The sequence below is a fragment of the Blastococcus sp. SYSU DS0616 genome (assembly GCF_054051015.1).
The window spans coordinates 94,120-110,576 of record NZ_JBJHAJ010000002.1 but is presented as its reverse complement, the minus strand read 5'-3'; the positions used below and the strand labels follow the sequence as shown (position 1 = coordinate 110,576).

15 protein-coding genes are annotated in these 16,457 nt (G+C 72.3%); 10 read left to right on the top strand and 5 right to left on the bottom strand.

Annotation, left to right across the window (positions count from 1 at the left end):
- Positions 1-12: 12 nt before the first annotated feature.
- The 4 genes from zwf to tkt form a co-directional block, all read right to left on the bottom strand.
- Positions 13-1,530 carry a glucose-6-phosphate dehydrogenase gene (gene zwf / locus ACI79K_RS02105; RefSeq protein ID WP_456598835.1) on the bottom strand — a complete coding sequence of 506 codons (1,518 nt, stop codon included), beginning with the start codon at positions 1,528-1,530 and terminating at the stop codon, positions 13-15.
- Positions 1,531-1,635: 105 nt separating this feature from the next.
- The gene (locus tag ACI79K_RS02100; RefSeq protein ID WP_456598834.1) at positions 1,636-3,240 is read right to left on the bottom strand and encodes a glucose-6-phosphate isomerase; all 1,605 of its coding nucleotides are present in this window, start codon (positions 3,238-3,240) and stop codon (positions 1,636-1,638) included.
- Positions 3,237-4,337 carry a transaldolase gene (tal, locus tag ACI79K_RS02095; RefSeq protein WP_456590335.1) on the bottom strand — a complete coding sequence of 367 codons (1,101 nt, stop codon included), beginning with the start codon at positions 4,335-4,337 and terminating at the stop codon, positions 3,237-3,239. The genes ACI79K_RS02100 and tal overlap by 4 nt, the downstream gene beginning before the upstream one ends.
- Before the next feature lie 90 nt (positions 4,338-4,427).
- Entirely contained in the window at positions 4,428-6,641 is a 2,214-nt protein-coding gene (tkt, locus tag ACI79K_RS02090; RefSeq protein WP_456598833.1) for a transketolase, read from the bottom strand.
- A gap of 297 nt (positions 6,642-6,938) precedes the next feature.
- Here tkt and ACI79K_RS02085 point away from each other — a divergent pair, with 297 nt between their 5' ends.
- Together ACI79K_RS02085 and ACI79K_RS02080 are read left to right on the top strand one after the other, a co-directional pair.
- Positions 6,939-7,871, top strand: a complete 933-nt coding sequence (locus tag ACI79K_RS02085) for a heme o synthase (RefSeq protein ID WP_456590337.1) — start codon at positions 6,939-6,941, stop codon at positions 7,869-7,871.
- A 106-nt stretch (positions 7,872-7,977) separates the two neighbouring features.
- Positions 7,978-8,262 carry a hypothetical protein gene (locus ACI79K_RS02080; RefSeq protein WP_456590338.1) on the top strand — a complete coding sequence of 95 codons (285 nt, stop codon included), beginning with the start codon at positions 7,978-7,980 and terminating at the stop codon, positions 8,260-8,262.
- Between the two features lie 66 nt (positions 8,263-8,328).
- Here the strand turns inward: ACI79K_RS02080 and ACI79K_RS02075 are convergent, their stop codons facing one another.
- On the bottom strand, positions 8,329-9,255 hold the full coding sequence (locus tag ACI79K_RS02075; RefSeq protein ID WP_456590339.1) for a COX15/CtaA family protein: 927 nt from the start codon (positions 9,253-9,255) through the stop codon (positions 8,329-8,331).
- A gap of 218 nt (positions 9,256-9,473) precedes the next feature.
- Here ACI79K_RS02075 and ACI79K_RS02070 point away from each other — a divergent pair, with 218 nt between their 5' ends.
- The 8 genes from ACI79K_RS02070 to ACI79K_RS02035 are packed head-to-tail and all read left to right on the top strand — an operon-like array spanning position 9,474 to position 16,410.
- The gene (locus ACI79K_RS02070; protein ID WP_456590340.1) at positions 9,474-10,298 is read left to right on the top strand and encodes a helix-turn-helix transcriptional regulator; all 825 of its coding nucleotides are present in this window, start codon (positions 9,474-9,476) and stop codon (positions 10,296-10,298) included.
- Positions 10,295-11,737 carry a Fe-S cluster assembly protein SufB gene (gene sufB, locus ACI79K_RS02065; RefSeq protein ID WP_456590341.1) on the top strand — a complete coding sequence of 481 codons (1,443 nt, stop codon included), beginning with the start codon at positions 10,295-10,297 and terminating at the stop codon, positions 11,735-11,737. Before ACI79K_RS02070 ends, sufB begins: the two co-directional genes overlap by 4 nt.
- Positions 11,737-13,053 carry a Fe-S cluster assembly protein SufD gene (sufD, locus tag ACI79K_RS02060; protein WP_456598832.1) on the top strand — a complete coding sequence of 439 codons (1,317 nt, stop codon included), beginning with the start codon at positions 11,737-11,739 and terminating at the stop codon, positions 13,051-13,053. The genes sufB and sufD overlap by 1 nt, the downstream gene beginning before the upstream one ends.
- A gap of 2 nt (positions 13,054-13,055) precedes the next feature.
- Positions 13,056-13,409, top strand: a complete 354-nt coding sequence (locus ACI79K_RS02055; RefSeq protein WP_456590343.1) for a Rieske (2Fe-2S) protein — start codon at positions 13,056-13,058, stop codon at positions 13,407-13,409.
- 16 nt (positions 13,410-13,425) lie between these two features.
- Complete coding sequence (gene sufC, locus ACI79K_RS02050; RefSeq protein WP_456590344.1) at positions 13,426-14,199, top strand: Fe-S cluster assembly ATPase SufC; 774 nt, start codon at positions 13,426-13,428, stop codon at positions 14,197-14,199.
- The gene (locus ACI79K_RS02045) at positions 14,196-15,536 is read left to right on the top strand and encodes a cysteine desulfurase (protein WP_456598831.1); all 1,341 of its coding nucleotides are present in this window, start codon (positions 14,196-14,198) and stop codon (positions 15,534-15,536) included. The genes sufC and ACI79K_RS02045 overlap by 4 nt, the downstream gene beginning before the upstream one ends.
- Positions 15,536-16,009 (top strand): Fe-S cluster assembly sulfur transfer protein SufU, encoded by a 474-nt coding sequence (gene sufU, locus ACI79K_RS02040; protein ID WP_456590346.1) that lies wholly within the window; start codon positions 15,536-15,538, stop codon positions 16,007-16,009. Before ACI79K_RS02045 ends, sufU begins: the two co-directional genes overlap by 1 nt.
- A complete protein-coding gene (locus tag ACI79K_RS02035; RefSeq protein WP_269193641.1) occupies positions 16,006-16,410 on the top strand; it encodes a metal-sulfur cluster assembly factor in 405 nt (134 codons plus the stop codon). Before sufU ends, ACI79K_RS02035 begins: the two co-directional genes overlap by 4 nt.
- Positions 16,411-16,457: the final 47 nt, after the last annotated feature.

Here is a 16,457-nt window from a genome sequence, read left to right as displayed (position 1 = left end):
TGCGCGGGCCGGTCACGGTCGCCGCCAGCGGCGGCCCTCGGCCGCGAGCATCTCGTCGGCGGCCCGCGGGCCCCACTCGCCCGCCCGGTAGGGATAGGGGTCGCTGCCCTGCCAGAACTCCTGCAACGGGTCGATGACCGCCCAGGACGCCTCCACCTCCGCGTTGCGGGGGAAGAGGGTGGCGTCGCCGAGCAGGACGTCGAGGAGCAGCCGCTCGTAGGCCTCGGGGCTGCTCTCGGTGAACTGCTCGCCGTACAGGAAGTCCATGGACACGTCCCGGACCTCCATCACGCTCCCGGGGACCTTAGAGCCGAACTTGAGGGTGACCCCTTCGTCGGGCTGCACCCGCACGACCAGCTGGTTGTTGCCCAGCTCCTCGGTGTCGGTCTCGGCGAACGGCAGGTGCGGTGCCCGCTTGAACACCAACGCGATCTCGGTGACCCGGCGCGGGAGCCGCTTGCCGGTGCGCAGGTAGAACGGCACCCCGGCCCAGCGCCGGGTTTCCACGCCCAGCCGCACCGCCGCGTAGGTCTCGGTGGTCGATCCGGGGTCGACGCCGTCCTCCTGCCGGTAGGCCCGGGCGCGCTGGCCGGCCAGCCACCCCTGCTGGTACTGCCCGCGGACCGCGAACGTGCGCAGGTCCTCGGGCAGCGAGATCGCCCGCAGCACCTTGAGCTTCTCGGTGCGGATCTCCTCGGCGGAGAACTCGACCGGCTCCTCCATCGCGGTCAGCGCCAGCAGCTGCAGCAGGTGGTTCTGCAGCACGTCCCGCGCCGCACCGGTCTTCTCGTAGAACCCGGCCCGTCCGCCGATCCCCACGTCCTCCGCCATGGTGATCTGCACCGAGTCGACGTGGTGGCCGTTCCACACGGGCTCGAAGAGGCTGTTGGCGAACCGCAGCGCCATCAGGTTCTGGACGGTCTCCTTGCCCAGGTAGTGGTCGATGCGGAAGACGTCGTCCGCCGTGAAGACCGAGTCCACCAGCGCGTTGAGCTCCCGGCTGGACCCCAGGTCGGTCCCGAACGGCTTCTCGACCACGACCCGGCGCCAGCGCTCGGACGTGCTCTCGGCCATGCCGGTGCGCTGCATCTGCTTCAGCACGATGGGAAACATCGCGGGCGGGATCGACAGGTAGAACGCCGCGTTGCCACCGATGCCGTGGCTGCCCTCCAGCTCGTCAAGGTGCTCGGCCAGCTCGTCGAAGGCGTTGTCGTCGTCGAAGCTGCCCTGGACGAAGCGGACCGTGCCGGCCAGGCGCTCCCAGACCTCCTCGCGCCAGGGCGTGCGGGCGTTGCGCCGGGCCGCTTCCCGGGCCAGCTCGGCGAACTCGGTGTCGCCCCAGTCGCGGCGGGCGAAGCCGAGCAGGGCGAAGTTCGTGGGCAGCAGGCCGCGGTTGGCCAGGTCGTAGACGGCGGGGAGCAGCTTCTTGCGCGCGAGGTCGCCGGTGATGCCGAAGACGACCAGGGCGCAGGGTTCGGGCACGCGGGGCAGCCGGCGGTCCCGCGGGTCGCGCAGCGGGTTGGGGATCATCGTCCGTCCTCGTGGTCGGGGGGACCCGTCGTCCGGCGTGTCGGACCGGGCGGCGGAGTGGGTCGGGCGCGGATCGAGGGGCGGCTCGCTGGTCGGTGCCCCAGATCAGCAGCCCAGCGCGGTGAGCAGCTGGTCGATGCCGGCCTCGCGGTCGGTGAGGTGCAGGTGGAGCAGCGGGCAGCCACGATCGGCGAGCGCCTTGCGGTCGCCGGCTGCCTGCGCCGCCTGCAGCATGCCGAAGGTGTACGGGCGGTCCGGCACCGGGAGGTCCTCGCCGAGTGCCCCGGTGAGCTGCAGGAAGACGCCGACCGGAGGACCGCCCTTGTGGTACTGGCCGGTCGAGTGCAGGAAGCGGGGGCCCCACCCGAAGGTCACCACCTGCTCGGTCCGGCTCGCCAGCGACCTGCGCACCTCGGCGGCGCGCGCGTCCCGGTGCCGGTCGAGGTACGCCATGACGGCGAGGTACCCGCGGGGCTGGACGGCGGCCAGCAGCGCGTCGAGGGTCAGCGAGAGACCGTCGAGCGAGGAGAGGTCGACCCCGTCGAGGACCGAGGCGGTCCCGCGGATCTCCACCGCGCCGATCGTCGCCGCCGGCTGCTCGTCGGGCAGCCCGGCGGCGAGGAGCACGGAGGTGTTCTCCTTGCTCTCGGTCACGTTCGGCTGGTCGAAGGGGTTGATCCCCAGCACCCGGCCGGCGACCGCGGTCGCGTACTCCCAGCCGAGGAATTGCGCGCCGAGCGGCCCGGTGACGCCGAGCGCCGGCCCCGGGCCGGGGGCGTCGGCTCCCACCAGGCCCAGCAGGACGTCGGGGGCCGAGCTGGCGGACGCCTCCGGCCGCTCGAGGACGACGGGGAGGATCCCGCGGCCCTCCTTGCCCGTCGACTCGGCGATGAGCTGCTCGGCCCAGTCGCCGAAGCCCTCGATCGGGGGGACGCCGGCGTCGGCGAGGGCCAGCTTGTCGCGCCCGGCGCCGAACGCCGCGGCCAGCACGATCCCCAGTTCCATGGCCGGGTTGCGCGGGGCGGCGAGCTGCTGGGCCAGCTGCGCCGCGTCGTCGATCAGCGCGGCGACGTCGGCACCGGCGAGGGCGGCGGGCACCAGTCCGAAGGCGGAGAGCGCGCTGTACCGGCCACCGACGGTGGGGTCGGCGAGGAATACCGCGCGGGCCCCCATGGCGGCGGACGCTTCCGCCAGGGGGGACCCGGGATCGGTGACGACGACGAACCGCGCGCCGATCTGGCTCTCGTCCAGGCCGGCACGGGCGAACGCGGCTGCGAACGCCCGCCGCTGGCTGTCGGTCTCCAGCGTTCCGCCGGACTTGGAGCTGACCACCACGACGGTGCGCTCCAGTTCGGTCATGGCGGCGGCCACCTGACCGGGATCGGTGGAGTCCAGGACGACCAGCGGCACGCCCGCCGTCCGGCAGATCACCTCCGGGGCCAGCGACGAGCCACCCATGCCGCAGAGCACGATGCGGTCCAGCCCCTCGGCGACCAGCTGGGTGCGCAGCTCGGCCAGCGCGGTGAGCAGCGACCGGGAGGTGGCCGGCAGGTCGATCCAGCCGAGCCGGACCGCGGCCTCGCTCTCCGCGTCGGGGCCCCACAGCGTCGGGTCCTTGCGGACCAGCCGGGCGGCGACGTCGTCCTCGTCCAGTTGCCGGCGGAGAGCGCCGGGGATCTCCAACCCCGTGCAGCTGACCGCCAGGGTCACTTCTTGTCCTCGAGCTCGCTTCGTACCGAGTCGGTGAGCTCGTCCCAGGAGTCGACGAACTTCTGCACGCCCTCGTCCTCGAGCACGCGGAAGACGTCGTCGAGGTCCACGCCGGCGTCGCGCACCGCCTGCATGACCCCCGCCGCGTCGTCGTAGGCCTTCTGCACGGGCGTCCCGGGGGCGCCGTGGTCCGCGTAGGCCATCATCGTCTTCTCCGGCATGGTGTTGACCGTGCCCGGCGCGATGAGCTCGCTGATGTACATCGTGTCGGAGTAGTCGGGGTTCTTGACTCCGGTCGAGGCCCACAGCGGCCGCTGCCGAGCCGCGCCCTGCGCCTCGAGGGCCCGCCAGCGGTCGGAGGAGAACACCTCCTCGTAGGCCTGGTAGGCCAGCTGCGCGTTGGCGATGCCGGCCTTGCCCTTGAGCGAGGCGTCGGCGCCGGCCGCGTCGAGGCGCTTGTCGATCTCGCTGTCCACCCGGGACACGAAGAACGACGCCACCGACGCGATGCCCTCGAGCGATCCGCCCTCGGCCACACGCTTCTCCAGGCCCGCGAGGTAGGCGTCCATCACGGCGCGGTAGCGCTCCAGGCTGAAGATGAGCGTGACGTTGACGCTGATGCCGTTGGCGATCGTCTCGGTGATCGCGGGCAGGCCGGCCTCGGTCGCCGGGATCTTGATGTAGAGGTTGGGCCGGTCGACCAGCCACCACAGGTGGGCGGCCTCGGCGGCGGTGGCGTCGGTGTCGTGCGCCAGGCCGGGGGCCACCTCGAGGGAGACCCGGCCGTCGCCCGGCTGCCGGTCGGCGATCGGGCGGAGCAGGTCGCAGGCGTCCCGGACGTCGGCGGCGGTGATCGTCCGCAGCGCCTCCTCGACGCTGACCTCGCGGACGGCGAGCGCGTGCAGCTGGTCGTCGTAGGAGTCCGACCCGCTGATCGCCGCCGCGAAGATGGTCGGGTTCGTGGTGACGCCCACGACGCTGTGCTCGTCGACCAGCGACTGCAGGTTGCCGCTGCGGATGCGGTCACGCGAGAGGTCGTCGAGCCAGACGGCGACCCCCGCGGACGACAGCTCGGCCAGGTTCTGGTTCTGTGCCATGTCAGGTGCCTTTCAGGAAGGGACTGGAGCGGCCTCGCTGCAGGGACCCGCCGCGAGCCTGTGGGTGGTGGGGGGCAGCGAGGTCCTTTCTCAGCGGTCGCCGGTGGCCTGGGGGAGCCCGCCCGTGGCGGCGACCGGACCGGCCGGGACGGTGGCGCCGGAGCGGGCGGCCTCGAGGCTCTCGCGGGCGGCGGCGACCACGGCCTCGTCGGTCAGGCCGAACTGCTCGTACAGGACGGTGTACGCGGCGCTGGCGCCGTAGTGGGTGAGCCCGACGATCCGGCCGGCGTCGCCGACGAACTCGCGCCAGCCCATCGGCACGCCCGCCTCGACGCTCACCCGGGCGCGGACCGTCGGGGGGAGCACCTCGTCCTTGTAGGTTTGGTCCTGGTCGGCGAACCACTCGACGCACGGCACGGAGACGACCCGGGTCGGGACGCCGTCGGCCTCCAGGCGGTCGCGGGCGGCCATGGCGATCTGCACCTCGGACCCGGTGCCGAGCAGGATCACGTCGGGGCTGCCGGTCGAGGCCTCGGCCAGCACGTAGGCGCCGCGGGCGACGCCGTCGGCCGAGCCGAACCGCTCGCGGTCGAACACCGGCAGGTTCTGCCGGGACAGCAGCAGCCCGGCCGGCCGGTCGTTGTTCTCCAGGATCGTCCGCCAGGCGGCGGTGACCTCGTTGGCGTCCGCGGGGCGGACGACGTCGAGGCCGGGGATGGCGCGCAGCGCGGCGAAGTGCTCGATCGGCTGGTGGGTGGGGCCGTCCTCGCCGAGGCCGATCGAGTCGTGGGTCCAGACGTAGGTGACCGGCAGCTGCATGAGCGCGGCCAGCCGGACCGCGCCGCGCATGTAGTCGGAGAAGGTGAGGAACGTGCCGCCGTACACGCGGGTGCCGCCGTGCAGGGCGATGCCGTTCATGATCGCGCCCATGGCGTGCTCGCGGACGCCGAAGTGGATCGTGCGGCCGAAGGGACCGCCGGACCACATCTTGGTCTGCCGGTCGGCGGGCAGGAACGACGGCTCGCCCTCCACCGCGGTGTTGTTGCTCTCGGCGAGGTCGGCGGAGCCGCCCCAGAGCTCGGGCAGCCGTGGGTAGAGCGCGGCCAGCACCTTCCCCGACGCCTTGCGGGTGGCCACGCCCTTCTCGTCGGCGGGGAAGGCGGGCAGGTCCTCGGCCCAGCCCTCGGGCAGCCGGCGCTCGCGCATCCGGGCCAGCAGGGCGGCGCCCTCGGGGTTGGCCTTCTCCCACGCGGTGAACCGCTCGTCCCACTCGGCGCGGGCCGCGCGGCCCTTCTCCACGACGGACCGGGCGTGGGCGAGGACGTCGTCGTCGACCTGGAAGGTCCGCTCGGGGTCGAAGCCGAGGATCTCCTTGGTCGCGCGCACCTCGTCGTCGCCGAGCGCCGAGCCGTGCGAGGCGCCGGTGTTCTGCTTGGTGGGGGCCGGCCAGGCGATGACCGTCCGCAGCACGATGAGGGAGGGGCGACCGGTCTCGGCCTTGGCCGCGGCGAAGGCCGCGTCGACGGCGGCGAGGTCCTCACCGTCGTCGACGTGCTGCACGTGCCAGCCGTAGGCCTCGTAGCGCTTGCCGACGTCCTCGGTGAAGGCGACGGTCGTGTCGTCCTCGATGGAGATCTTGTTGTCGTCGTAGACGAGGGTCAGGTTGCCCAGCCGCTGCGTGCCGGCCAGCGACGACGCCTCGCCGCTGACGCCCTCCTCCATGTCGCCGTCGGAGGCGAAGCACCAGATGGAGTGGTCGAAGAGGCTCTCGCCCTCGGGGGCGTCCGGGTCGAGCATCCCGCGCTCCCGGCGGGCGGCCATCGCCATGCCGACCGCGTTGCCGACACCCTGGCCCAGCGGGCCGGTCGTGGTCTCGACGCCCGGGGTGTGGTTGACCTCGGGGTGGCCCGGGGTCTTCGAGCCCCAGGTGCGCAGCGCCTTGAGGTCGTCGATTTCCAGGCCGTAGCCGGAGAGGAACAGCTGCACGTACAGCGTCAGGCTGGAGTGCCCCATGGACAGGACGAACCGGTCGCGGGCGACCCAGTTCGGGTCGGTGGGGTCGTGCCGCAGCCACTTGTGGAAGAGCAGGTAGGCCGTCGGGGCCATGCTCATGGCGGTGCCCGGGTGGCCGTTACCGACCTTCTGGACGGCGTCCATCGCCAGCACGCGCGCGGTGTCGATGACGCGGCGGTCGAGATCCCCGAAGTCCTGGGGGAGGGTCGGCTGCGGCTGCGACGGGCTGCCGGTGGGCGCGTCGGTCGCGGCCTCGGCGGGGGCTTCCGGTCCGGTGCTGCGCGTGTCCATCTGGTCGGTTCTCCCTCGAGGTAGGCCTGACGTCGTGCCCGGGCGAGCGGCCGGCCGCCGGTGGGTCGCCCAGGGGCGTCCCCCCGGGCCGGTGGGTCAGGGGGCGTGACGACGTCGTCGCGTCGCCCCTACCCGCTGCACCGGCGGCAGCAACGTGATCAACCCTAGTCATCCGAGGTCGTGCCGCGCGGCGGCCCGTGAACCGGCCGGGGCTACAGTGGGGGAGTTACGCCTCCAGGTTCGAAGGGATCCCGTGGTGCCCTGCTGCCCGCGCGCGACCGCGCACGAGGGCACCCGGTGACGGCGCTGTCCGAGCGCCCTCCCGCCTCCGCTGCCCGCCGCTCCACCCGCCTGCGCGCCCGGCTGGGCGCGTACGTGGGGCTGACCAAGCCCCGCATCATCGAGCTGCTGCTGATCACGACGCTGCCGGCGATGATCCTGGCGGCGGGTGGGTGGCCGTCGTGGGGCCTGCTGGCCGCGACGATGGTCGGCGGCACGCTCGCCGCCGGTGCGGCCAACGTCTTCAACTGCTGGTACGACCGCGACATCGACCGGCTGATGCGCCGGACCGAGCGCCGGGCCCTGGTGACCGGCGAGGTGAGCCCGCGCAACGCCTTCGTCTTCGGCGTCGTCCTGTCGGTGCTGGCGATCGTCCTGCTGGCCCTGACCACCACCCCGCTGGCCGCGGCCCTCGCCGCGGGGGCGATCTTCTACTACGCGGTCATCTACACCGCGGTGCTCAAGCGGCGCACGCGGCACAGCACGCTGTTCGGCGGGGTGCCCGGGGCCGCGCCGGTGCTCATCGGCTGGGCCGCCGTCACCGGTTCCCTGGACTGGCCGGCCTGGATCTTCTTCGGCGTCGTCTTCTGCTGGCAGCTGCCGCACTTCTGGGCGCTGGCCATGCGGTTCCGCGAGGACTACGCGCGCGCCGACGTCCCGATGCTCCCCGTCGTCGCCTCGGAGCTCTCCGTCGGCCGGCAGACCGTCGTCTGGACCTGGCTGACCGTGGCGGTCTCGCTGCTGCTCGCCCCGCTCGGTGCCGAGTACGGCATCGGCTGGATCTACACGCTGACCGCCGCCGCCCTCGGCGCCTGGTTCGTGGTCGAGGCGCACCGGCTGCTCTCCCGCATCCAGCGAGGGGTGGAGACCCGACCGATGCAGCTGTTCCACATCTCGATCTCCTACATGGCGCTGCTGTCGGTCGCGATCATCGTCGACGTCTTCGTCTGAGGAAGGGCCCCGTCCTCCTCGCCCCTCGCAGGCTCGGGACGAGCCTCCGGACGGGGCCCCTGGAGGGCGGCGCAGCCGGCTGCCGCCGAGCACTACCGTGCGGATCGTGCGCCGGGACCTCGCGAACGTGCGGATGGGCCAGTTCGTGGGGGCGGACGGCCGCACGTACTCGGCCCGTGGCGGCCGCATCGAGGCGGTCGAGATCGAGGGCCTGATCCAGGCGGGGTGGCCCGTGGTCACCTACCTCGCGGGGGGCAGGCTCGTGTGGCACGACGAGGAGGACGCGTGGCCGGCGTGGGCCGATGCGCGGAGCGCCGCCGAGACCGTCACCGGACGCCGCTGGGAGTCCGCCGACGGCTCGCTCGCCGTGCTTCTGGTGTGGCACGACTGACTGCGGCGGTGTGCGCGGACGAGCAGCCTCGGGCGCGAGAACTGCTCATCGGCGCACTCAGCCGGTTCAGCGGGTGGCGACCGCCGGCTCGAGGGGGGCCGTCAGCGGGGCCTCCGAGGCCGGGCCGCGCACGGACCACACCAGCCGGGCCGTGTAGGCGGTGATCAGCACCGCGCCCAGCATGTGCAGCAGCACCAGCACGATCGGCAGGTCGGTGAAGTACTGGACGTAGCCGATCACGCCCTGCGCGAGCTGGACCACCAGCAGGTCACGGGCGGCGCGCCGGACCCGGCCGGGGGAGTCGGTCGTGTGCAGCGCGACGAGCAACGCGACGGTGAGCCCGATGAGCAGGAAGACGGCGTCGGCGTGCAGGTGGCTGACCAGCTCCGCGTCGAGCCCGGTGCGACCGGCCTCGGCGTCGCCGCTGTGCGGACCGCTGCCGGTGACCACCGTGCCCATGACCAGGACCAGCGCGGTGGCCGCGGCGACGGCGCCGACGAGCAGCCGGAACGGGCGCCCGACCAGCGGCTGCCCGACCCCCGGCTCGCGGGACCGCAGCCAGAGCACCGTGGTGAGCGCGACCAGCCCCATGGAGACGAGGAAGTGCCCGGCGACCGTCCACGGGTTCAGCCCGGTCAGCACGGTGATGCCGCCGACGACGCCCTGCGCCGGGATGCCCAGGAACGCGGCCACGGCCAGGGCGCGCAGGTCGCGGCGGGCCGACCGGAACACCACGACGACGAGGGCCACGGCCAGCACCGACAGGACGAAGGTGAGCAGGCGGTTGCCGAACTCGACCACCCCGTGGATGCCCATCTCGGGCGTGGTGACGAAGCTGTCGTCGGTGCAGCGCGGCCAGGTCGGGCAGCCGAGCCCCGATCCGGTGAGGCGGACGACGCCGCCCGTGAGGACGATCCCGCCGTTGGCCACGACGTTCGCGAAGGCGACCCGCGAGATGGTCGTGGGCGAGAAGGAGGCGGGCAGGACCGGCACGCCCCGATGCTAGTTGAAGGACCCCGCTGCCCCCCGCGCCTCGCGAGCTCGCCGCGGCGCCCTGCAGCGCGGCCACCGCCCCCCGCCGCTCGCCCGCCCCGAGTCGCGCCTCTGCGGGCGGGCCGGGGGGCGTGAGGCTGCTCACGAACCGTCCCGGAGGGGCCGCTTCTTAGGTGGACCTTGCTTGCAGGCCTCCTGAAATAGGACACACTCGTGTTGTGGAATCCATCGCGGCGCACCCCCGGCCGTCGGCGACCGCCGACGACGGGCGCACCCGTGACCGCGTGAGCGGGCTGCTGCTCGAGCACGGGCCGCAGACGGCGACCGAGCTCGCCGGCCGGCTCGGCGTCTCACCGGCGGCCGTGCGCCGGCACCTCGACGCCCTGGTCGCCACCGGCCGGATCGAGGAGCGCCAGGTGCGCGACGCCCACCGCGGCCGGGGGCGGCCGGCCCGCCGCTTCCACCTCACCGACGCCGGCCGCTCGGCCTTCCCGCACGCCTACGACGACCTGGCGCTGACCGCGCTGCGGTACGTGGCGGATGTGGGTGGTCCCGACGCCGTCCGTGCGGTCGCCGAGCAGCAGCTCGCCGGGCTGGAGGCACGCGCCTGGAGCGCGGTCGAGCAGGCGGTCAGCGCCCGCCCCGGTGAGCCGGTGGACCGGGCCCAGGCGCTCGCCGCCGCCCTGACGGCCGAGGGCTACGCTGCCACCGCCTCGGCGCTGTCCGGAGGTGGGCAGCTCTGCCAGCACCACTGCCCGGTGGCGCACGTCGCGGCGGAGTTCCCGCAGCTCTGCGAGGCCGAGACGGCGGTGATCGGCCGGCTGGTCGGCACGCACGTCCAGCGGCTGGCCACGATCGCCCACGGCGACGGGGTCTGCACCACCCACATCCCCGGGCCGATACGGCCGGGGTCCCAGCGTCCGGGGAACAGAACGGCCCCCGAACGCCCTGTACCAGGTGAGCGTGCAGCCGCGCGTCGCGCGCGCACCGCACCGTCCACCAGCTTCACCCCCACGAACGACCGGGAGAGGACGCCCGCATGACCAGCACCCAGCAGCCGGCGACGGCCACGCAGCTGACGCAGGACGAGCAGATCGAGCAGCTCGGCCGCTACGAGTACGGCTGGGCCGACGCCGACGTCGCCGGTGCGTCCGCGCGCCGGGGCATCGACGAGGACGTCGTCCGCGACATCTCCGCCCGCAAGAGCGAGCCCGAGTGGATGCTCGAGCGCCGCCTCAAGGCCCTCAAGCTCTTCGGCCGCAAGCCGATGCCGGACTGGGGGTCGGACCTCTCCGGGATCGACTTCCAGAACATCAAGTACTTCGTGCGCTCCACCGAGGCCCAGGCGGCCTCGTGGGAGGACCTGCCCGACGACATCAAGAACACCTACGACAAGCTCGGCATCCCCGAGGCGGAGAAGCAGCGCCTCGTGTCCGGCGTCGCCGCGCAGTACGAGTCCGAGGTCGTCTACCACCAGATCCAGAAGGAGCTGGAGGACCAGGGCGTGCTCTTCCTGGACACCGACTCGGCGCTCAAGGAGCACCCGGAGATCTTCCAGGAGTACTTCGGCTCGGTGATCCCCTCCGGCGACAACAAGTTCGCCGCGCTGAACACCGCGGTCTGGTCCGGCGGCTCGTTCATCTACGTGCCGAAGGGCGTGCACGTCGAGATCCCGCTGCAGGCCTACTTCCGGATCAACACCGAGAACATGGGCCAGTTCGAGCGGACGCTGATCATCGTCGACGAGGGCGCCTACGTGCACTACGTCGAGGGCTGCACCGCACCGATCTACAAGTCGGACTCGCTGCACTCCGCGGTGGTCGAGATCATCGTCAAGAAGAACGCGCGCTGCCGGTACACGACCATCCAGAACTGGTCGAACAACGTCTACAACCTGGTCACCAAGCGGGCCGTGGCCCACGAGGGCGCGACCATGGAATGGGTCGACGGCAACCTCGGCTCCAAGGTGACCATGAAGTACCCGGCCGTCTGGATGACCGGCGAGCACGCCAAGGGCGAGGTGCTCTCGATCGCCTTCGCCGGCGAGGGCCAGCACCAGGACGCGGGCGCCAAGATGGTGCACGCCGCGCCGCACACCTCCTCGACCATCGTGTCGAAGTCGGTGGCCCGTGGCGGTGGCCGCACCTCCTACCGCGGCCTGGTCCAGGTCGACGAGGGCGCCTACGGCTCCAAGTCGACGGTCAAGTGCGACGCACTGCTGGTCGACACGATCAGCCGGTCGGACACCTACCCCTACGTCGATGTCCGCGAGGACGACGTCTCCATGGGGCACGAGGCGACCGTCTCCCGGGTCAGCGAGGACCAGCTCTTCTACCTGATGAGCCGCGGCCTCTCCGAGGACGAGGCCATGGCGATGGTGGTGCGCGGCTTCGTCGAGCCGATCGCCCGCGAACTGCCCATGGAGTACGCCCTCGAGCTCAACCGGCTCATCGAACTGCAGATGGAAGGTGCTGTCGGCTGATGACCGACTCCAACACCGGCACGACCGACCTCACCACCCAGCCGAGCACCCTCGCCTCGGAGCTGTTCGCTCCGGGCGTGGGGGCCCAGGCCGGGCCGCCCACCACCCCGGCCGCCGACACCGGCAGCGCGGGGGAGGCGGGCCCGGGCGCGCACTCGCACGGTGGGCCCGCCCCGACCGGCTCACCGGCCGAGCGGTTCACCTCCACCGACCCGGACGCCTTCGGCGTGCCCACGGGCCGCGAGGAGACCTGGCGCTTCACCCCCATGAAGCGGATCCGCCCGCTGCTGGACGGCGCCCCGTCCGACGCGCACCTGACCTGGACCACCGACCTGCCCGAGGGCGTGGAGCTGACCAGCGTCGAGGCCGACGACCCGCTGCTCAAGGGCCTGCCCGAGCCGGTGGACCGGCTCGCCGCGCTCGCCCGGCAGCGCAGCGGCGGCGCCGCCGTCGTGCGGGTGGCCAAGGAGGCGCAGCTGGACCGGCCGGTCACGCTGGGGCTCGCCGGCACCGGCTCCGAGGACGTCGTGTGGGGTCACCTCGTGATCGAGGTGGGCGCCTTCGCCACGGCGACGATCGTGCTCGACCACAGCGGCCTCGCGAAGTACGCGGGCGGCGTCTCCGTCCTCGTCGGTGACAGCGCGCAGGTGCGGCTCGTCTCCGTGCAGGACTGGGCGCCCGGCGCGGTGCACGGCGCCCAGTACGACGCCGTCGTCGGTCGCGACGCCACCTTCACGCAGGTCGTGGTCACCCTGGGCGGTGACCTCGTCCGCCTGGTCAGCAACGTGCAGTACGCCGGCCCCGGCGGTAGCGCGGAGCTGTTCGGCGTCTACTTCTCCGACGAGACCCAGCACCAGGAGCACCGCCTCTGGGTCGATCACGCCGTCCCGAACTGCACCAGCAACGTGCTCTACAAGGGCGCACTGCAGGGCGAGGGCGCCCGTACGGTCTGGATCGGCGACGTCCGCATCCGCCCCGCGGCCACCGGCACGGAGACCTACGAGCTCAACCGGAACCTCGTGCTCACCGACGGCGCCCGCGCCGACTCGGTGCCGAACCTGGAGATCGAGACCGGCGAGATCGTCGGCGCCGGCCATGCCAGCGCCACCGGCCGCTTCGACGACGAGCAGCTGTTCTACCTGTGCTCGCGCGGCATCGAGGCCGAGACGGCCCGCCGCCTGGTCGTGCGCGGCTTCTTCGCCGACGTCGTCCAGCGCATCGGCGTCGACGCCCTGCAGGACCGGCTGATGGCGTCGATCGACGAGCGCCTCGGCGCCCTGCCCGGCCTCGACGAGCAGCCGGTCGAGGTGGCCTGACCATGGCGTTCGAACGGGTCTGCGCGCTGGCCGACGTCCCCGAGAACGGCTCCCTGCGGGTCGAGCTCGCGGACGTCGACGTCGCCGTCGTCCGGTTCGAGGGGCAGCTCTACGCCCTGGAGGACCGGTGCTCGCACGCCGACGTCCCCCTGACCGACGGGGACGTCGAGACCTTCGACGGCGCCCCCACCATCGAGTGCTTCCTGCACGGGTCGTGCTTCGACCTGCGCACCGGTGAACCCACCAACCTGCCGGCCACCGAGCCGGTCGACGTCTACCCCGTCCGCGTGGAGGGGGAGGACGTGCTCGTCGACACCGAAGCCGACGGCCGCCTCCCGCTCGCGGCCGGTGAATGAAGGAGCGAGAAGAGAAGTGTCCGTTCTGGAGATCCGCGACCTGCACGTCAGCGTGGGCGAGGGTGACGACGCCAAGGAGATCCTCCGCGGCGTCGACCTGACCGTCCGCTCGGGCGAGACCCACGCCATCATGGGCCCCAACGGGTCGGGCAAGTCGACCCTGGCCTACTCGATCGCCGGCCACCCCAAGTACACGATCACCGGGGGCACCGTCACCCTCGACGGCGAGGACGTCCTCGAGATGAGCGTGGACGAGCGCGCCCGCGCCGGCCTGTTCCTCGCCATGCAGTACCCGGTCGAGGTCCCCGGCGTCTCGGTGTCGAACTTCCTGCGCACCGCCGCCACCGCCATCAAGGGCGAGGCGCCGAAGCTGCGCACCTGGGTCAAGGACGTCAAGACCGAGATGTCCGGCCTGGAGATGGACCCGGCGTTCGCCGAGCGCAACGTCAACGAGGGCTTCTCCGGCGGTGAGAAGAAGCGCCACGAGATCCTGCAGATGCGGCTGCTCAAGCCCGCCATCGCGATCCTCGACGAGACCGACTCCGGGCTCGACGTCGACGCGCTGCGCGTCGTCTCCGAGGGCGTCAACCGCAGCCGCGAGGACAGCGACGTCGGCGTCCTGCTCATCACGCACTACACGCGCATCCTGAAGTACATCAAGCCCGACTTCGTGCACGTCTTCGTCGCCGGCAAGGTCGTCGACGAGGGTGGCCCGGAGCTCGCCGCCAAGCTCGAGGACGAGGGCTACGCGTCCTACGTCAAGGGCACCCCGGAGGTCGCATCCGCATGACCCAGCTCGTCTCGCGTCCCGGAGGGGCGCAGCAGGCGCCTCTTCCGCTGGACGTCGAGGCGATCCGGGCGGACTTCCCGATCCTGACGCGCACCGTCCGGGACGGGAAGCGGCTGGTCTACCTCGACTCCGGGGCGACCTCGCAGAAGCCGCGCCAGGTGCTCGACGCCGAGCGCTGGTTCTACGAGAACGTCAACGCCGCGCCGCACCGGGGGGCCCACCAGCTCGCCGAGGAGGCGACCGCGGCGTACGAGGAGGCCCGGGCGAAGATCGGCGCCTTCATCGGGGCCCCCGAGAACGAGATCGTCTTCACGCGGAACACCACCGAGGCGATCAACCTGGTGGCCTACGCGCTCTCCAACGCCGCGACGGCGAAGGAGCCGGAGTTCCGCACCTACGCGGTGGGCCAGGGCGACGAGATCGTGGTCACCGAGATGGAGCACCACGCCGACCTGATCCCGTGGCAGCAGCTGTGCGAGCGCACCGGGGCGACCCTGCGCTGGCTGGGCCTCACCGACGACGGCCGGCTGGACCTCTCGGACCTCGGCACGGTGGTCAACGAGCGCACCAAGCTGGTCGCCGTCACCCAGCAGTCGAACATCCTCGGCACGATCAACCCGCTCGAGGGGATCGTCGCCCGGGCCCACGAGGTCGGCGCCCTGGTGCTGGTCGACGGGGCCCAGTCGGTGCCGCACCAGCCGGTCGACGTGCAGACGCTGGGCGCGGACTTCCTCGTGTTCTCCGGTCACAAGATGCTCGGGCCCACCGGCGTCGGCGTCCTCTGGGGCCGCTACGAGGTGCTCGACAAGCTGCCGCCGTTCCTCACCGGCGGCTCGATGATCGAGGTCGTGCGGATGGAGGGCAGCACCTTCATGCCGCCGCCGCAGCGCTTCGAGGCCGGCGTTCCCATGACTGCACAGGTGGTCGGGCTCGGCGCGGCCGTCGACTACCTGCAGCACCTGGGCATGGACAAGGTCGAGGAGCACGAGAAGGCGCTCACCGGCTACGCGCTGGCCAGGCTGGCCGAGGTCCCCGGCGTCACCGTGATCGGCCCGCCGGACACCGTCGCCCGCGGGGGAGCGATCTCCTTCACCGTCGAGGGCATCCACCCGCACGACGTCGGCCAGGTGCTCGACGACCTCGGCATCGCCGTTCGGGTGGGGCACCACTGCGCCTGGCCGGTGGTGCGGCGCTACGGCGTGCCGGCCACCACCCGCGCGACGTTCTACGTGCACACCGGCTACGACGACATCGACGCACTCGCCGACGGCATCCGGGAAGCACAGCGCTTCTTCGGTGTTGCACCCTCTGGAGACAGTGAGGGAGCAGCGAGCTGATGCAGCTGGAGTCGATGTACCAGGAGATCATCCTGGACCACTACAAGAACCCGCACGGACGCGGTCTGCGTGACCCGTTCGACGCCGAGGTACACCACGTCAACCCGACCTGCGGTGACGAGGTGACCCTGCGCGTGCGGCTCGACGGCGACACGGTCGCCGACGTGTCCTACGAAGGCATGGGCTGCTCGATCAGCCAGGCATCGGTCTCGGCCATGTACGACCTGGTCGTCGGCAAGCGCGTGACCGAGGCGCTGGAGACCGGCGAGCACTTCATGACCCTGATGCAGGCCAAGGGCGACCCGGCCGTCGCCGAGAAGCTCGAGGACGAGCTGGAGGACGCCGTCGCGTTCGCCGGCGTCTCCAAGTACCCGGCGCGGATCAAGTGCGCGCTGATGAGCTGGATGGCCTTGAAGGACGCCTCGGCGCGGGCGATGTCCGCGACCACGACCCCGGCTGGAGGCCAGGCATGAGCGAGACCACCGAGAACGCCACACCCGCGACCGACGGAGCGCCCGGCGACCTGCCGGCCTACAAGTCGGCGCTGCTCGAGGACCTCGAGGAGGCGATGCGTGACGTCGTCGACCCCGAGCTCGGCGTCAACGTCGTCGACCTCGGCCTCGTCTACGGGCTCGACGTCGACGACAGCAACGGTGACTCCAGCGTCGCGATCATCGACATGACGCTGACCAGCGCGGCCTGCCCGCTGACCGACGTCATCGAGGACCAGGCGCGCCAGGCGCTCACCGGTGGCCCCGGCCCCGGCCTGGTCGACGACATCCGGATCAACTGGGTCTGGATGCCGCCGTGGGGCCCGGACAAGATCACCGACGACGGCCGCGAGCAGCTGCGCGCCCTGGGTTTCCGGGTCTAGAAGGACCCCTTCGCCCCCCACCCCTCGCACGCTCGGGGCGGGCCCCT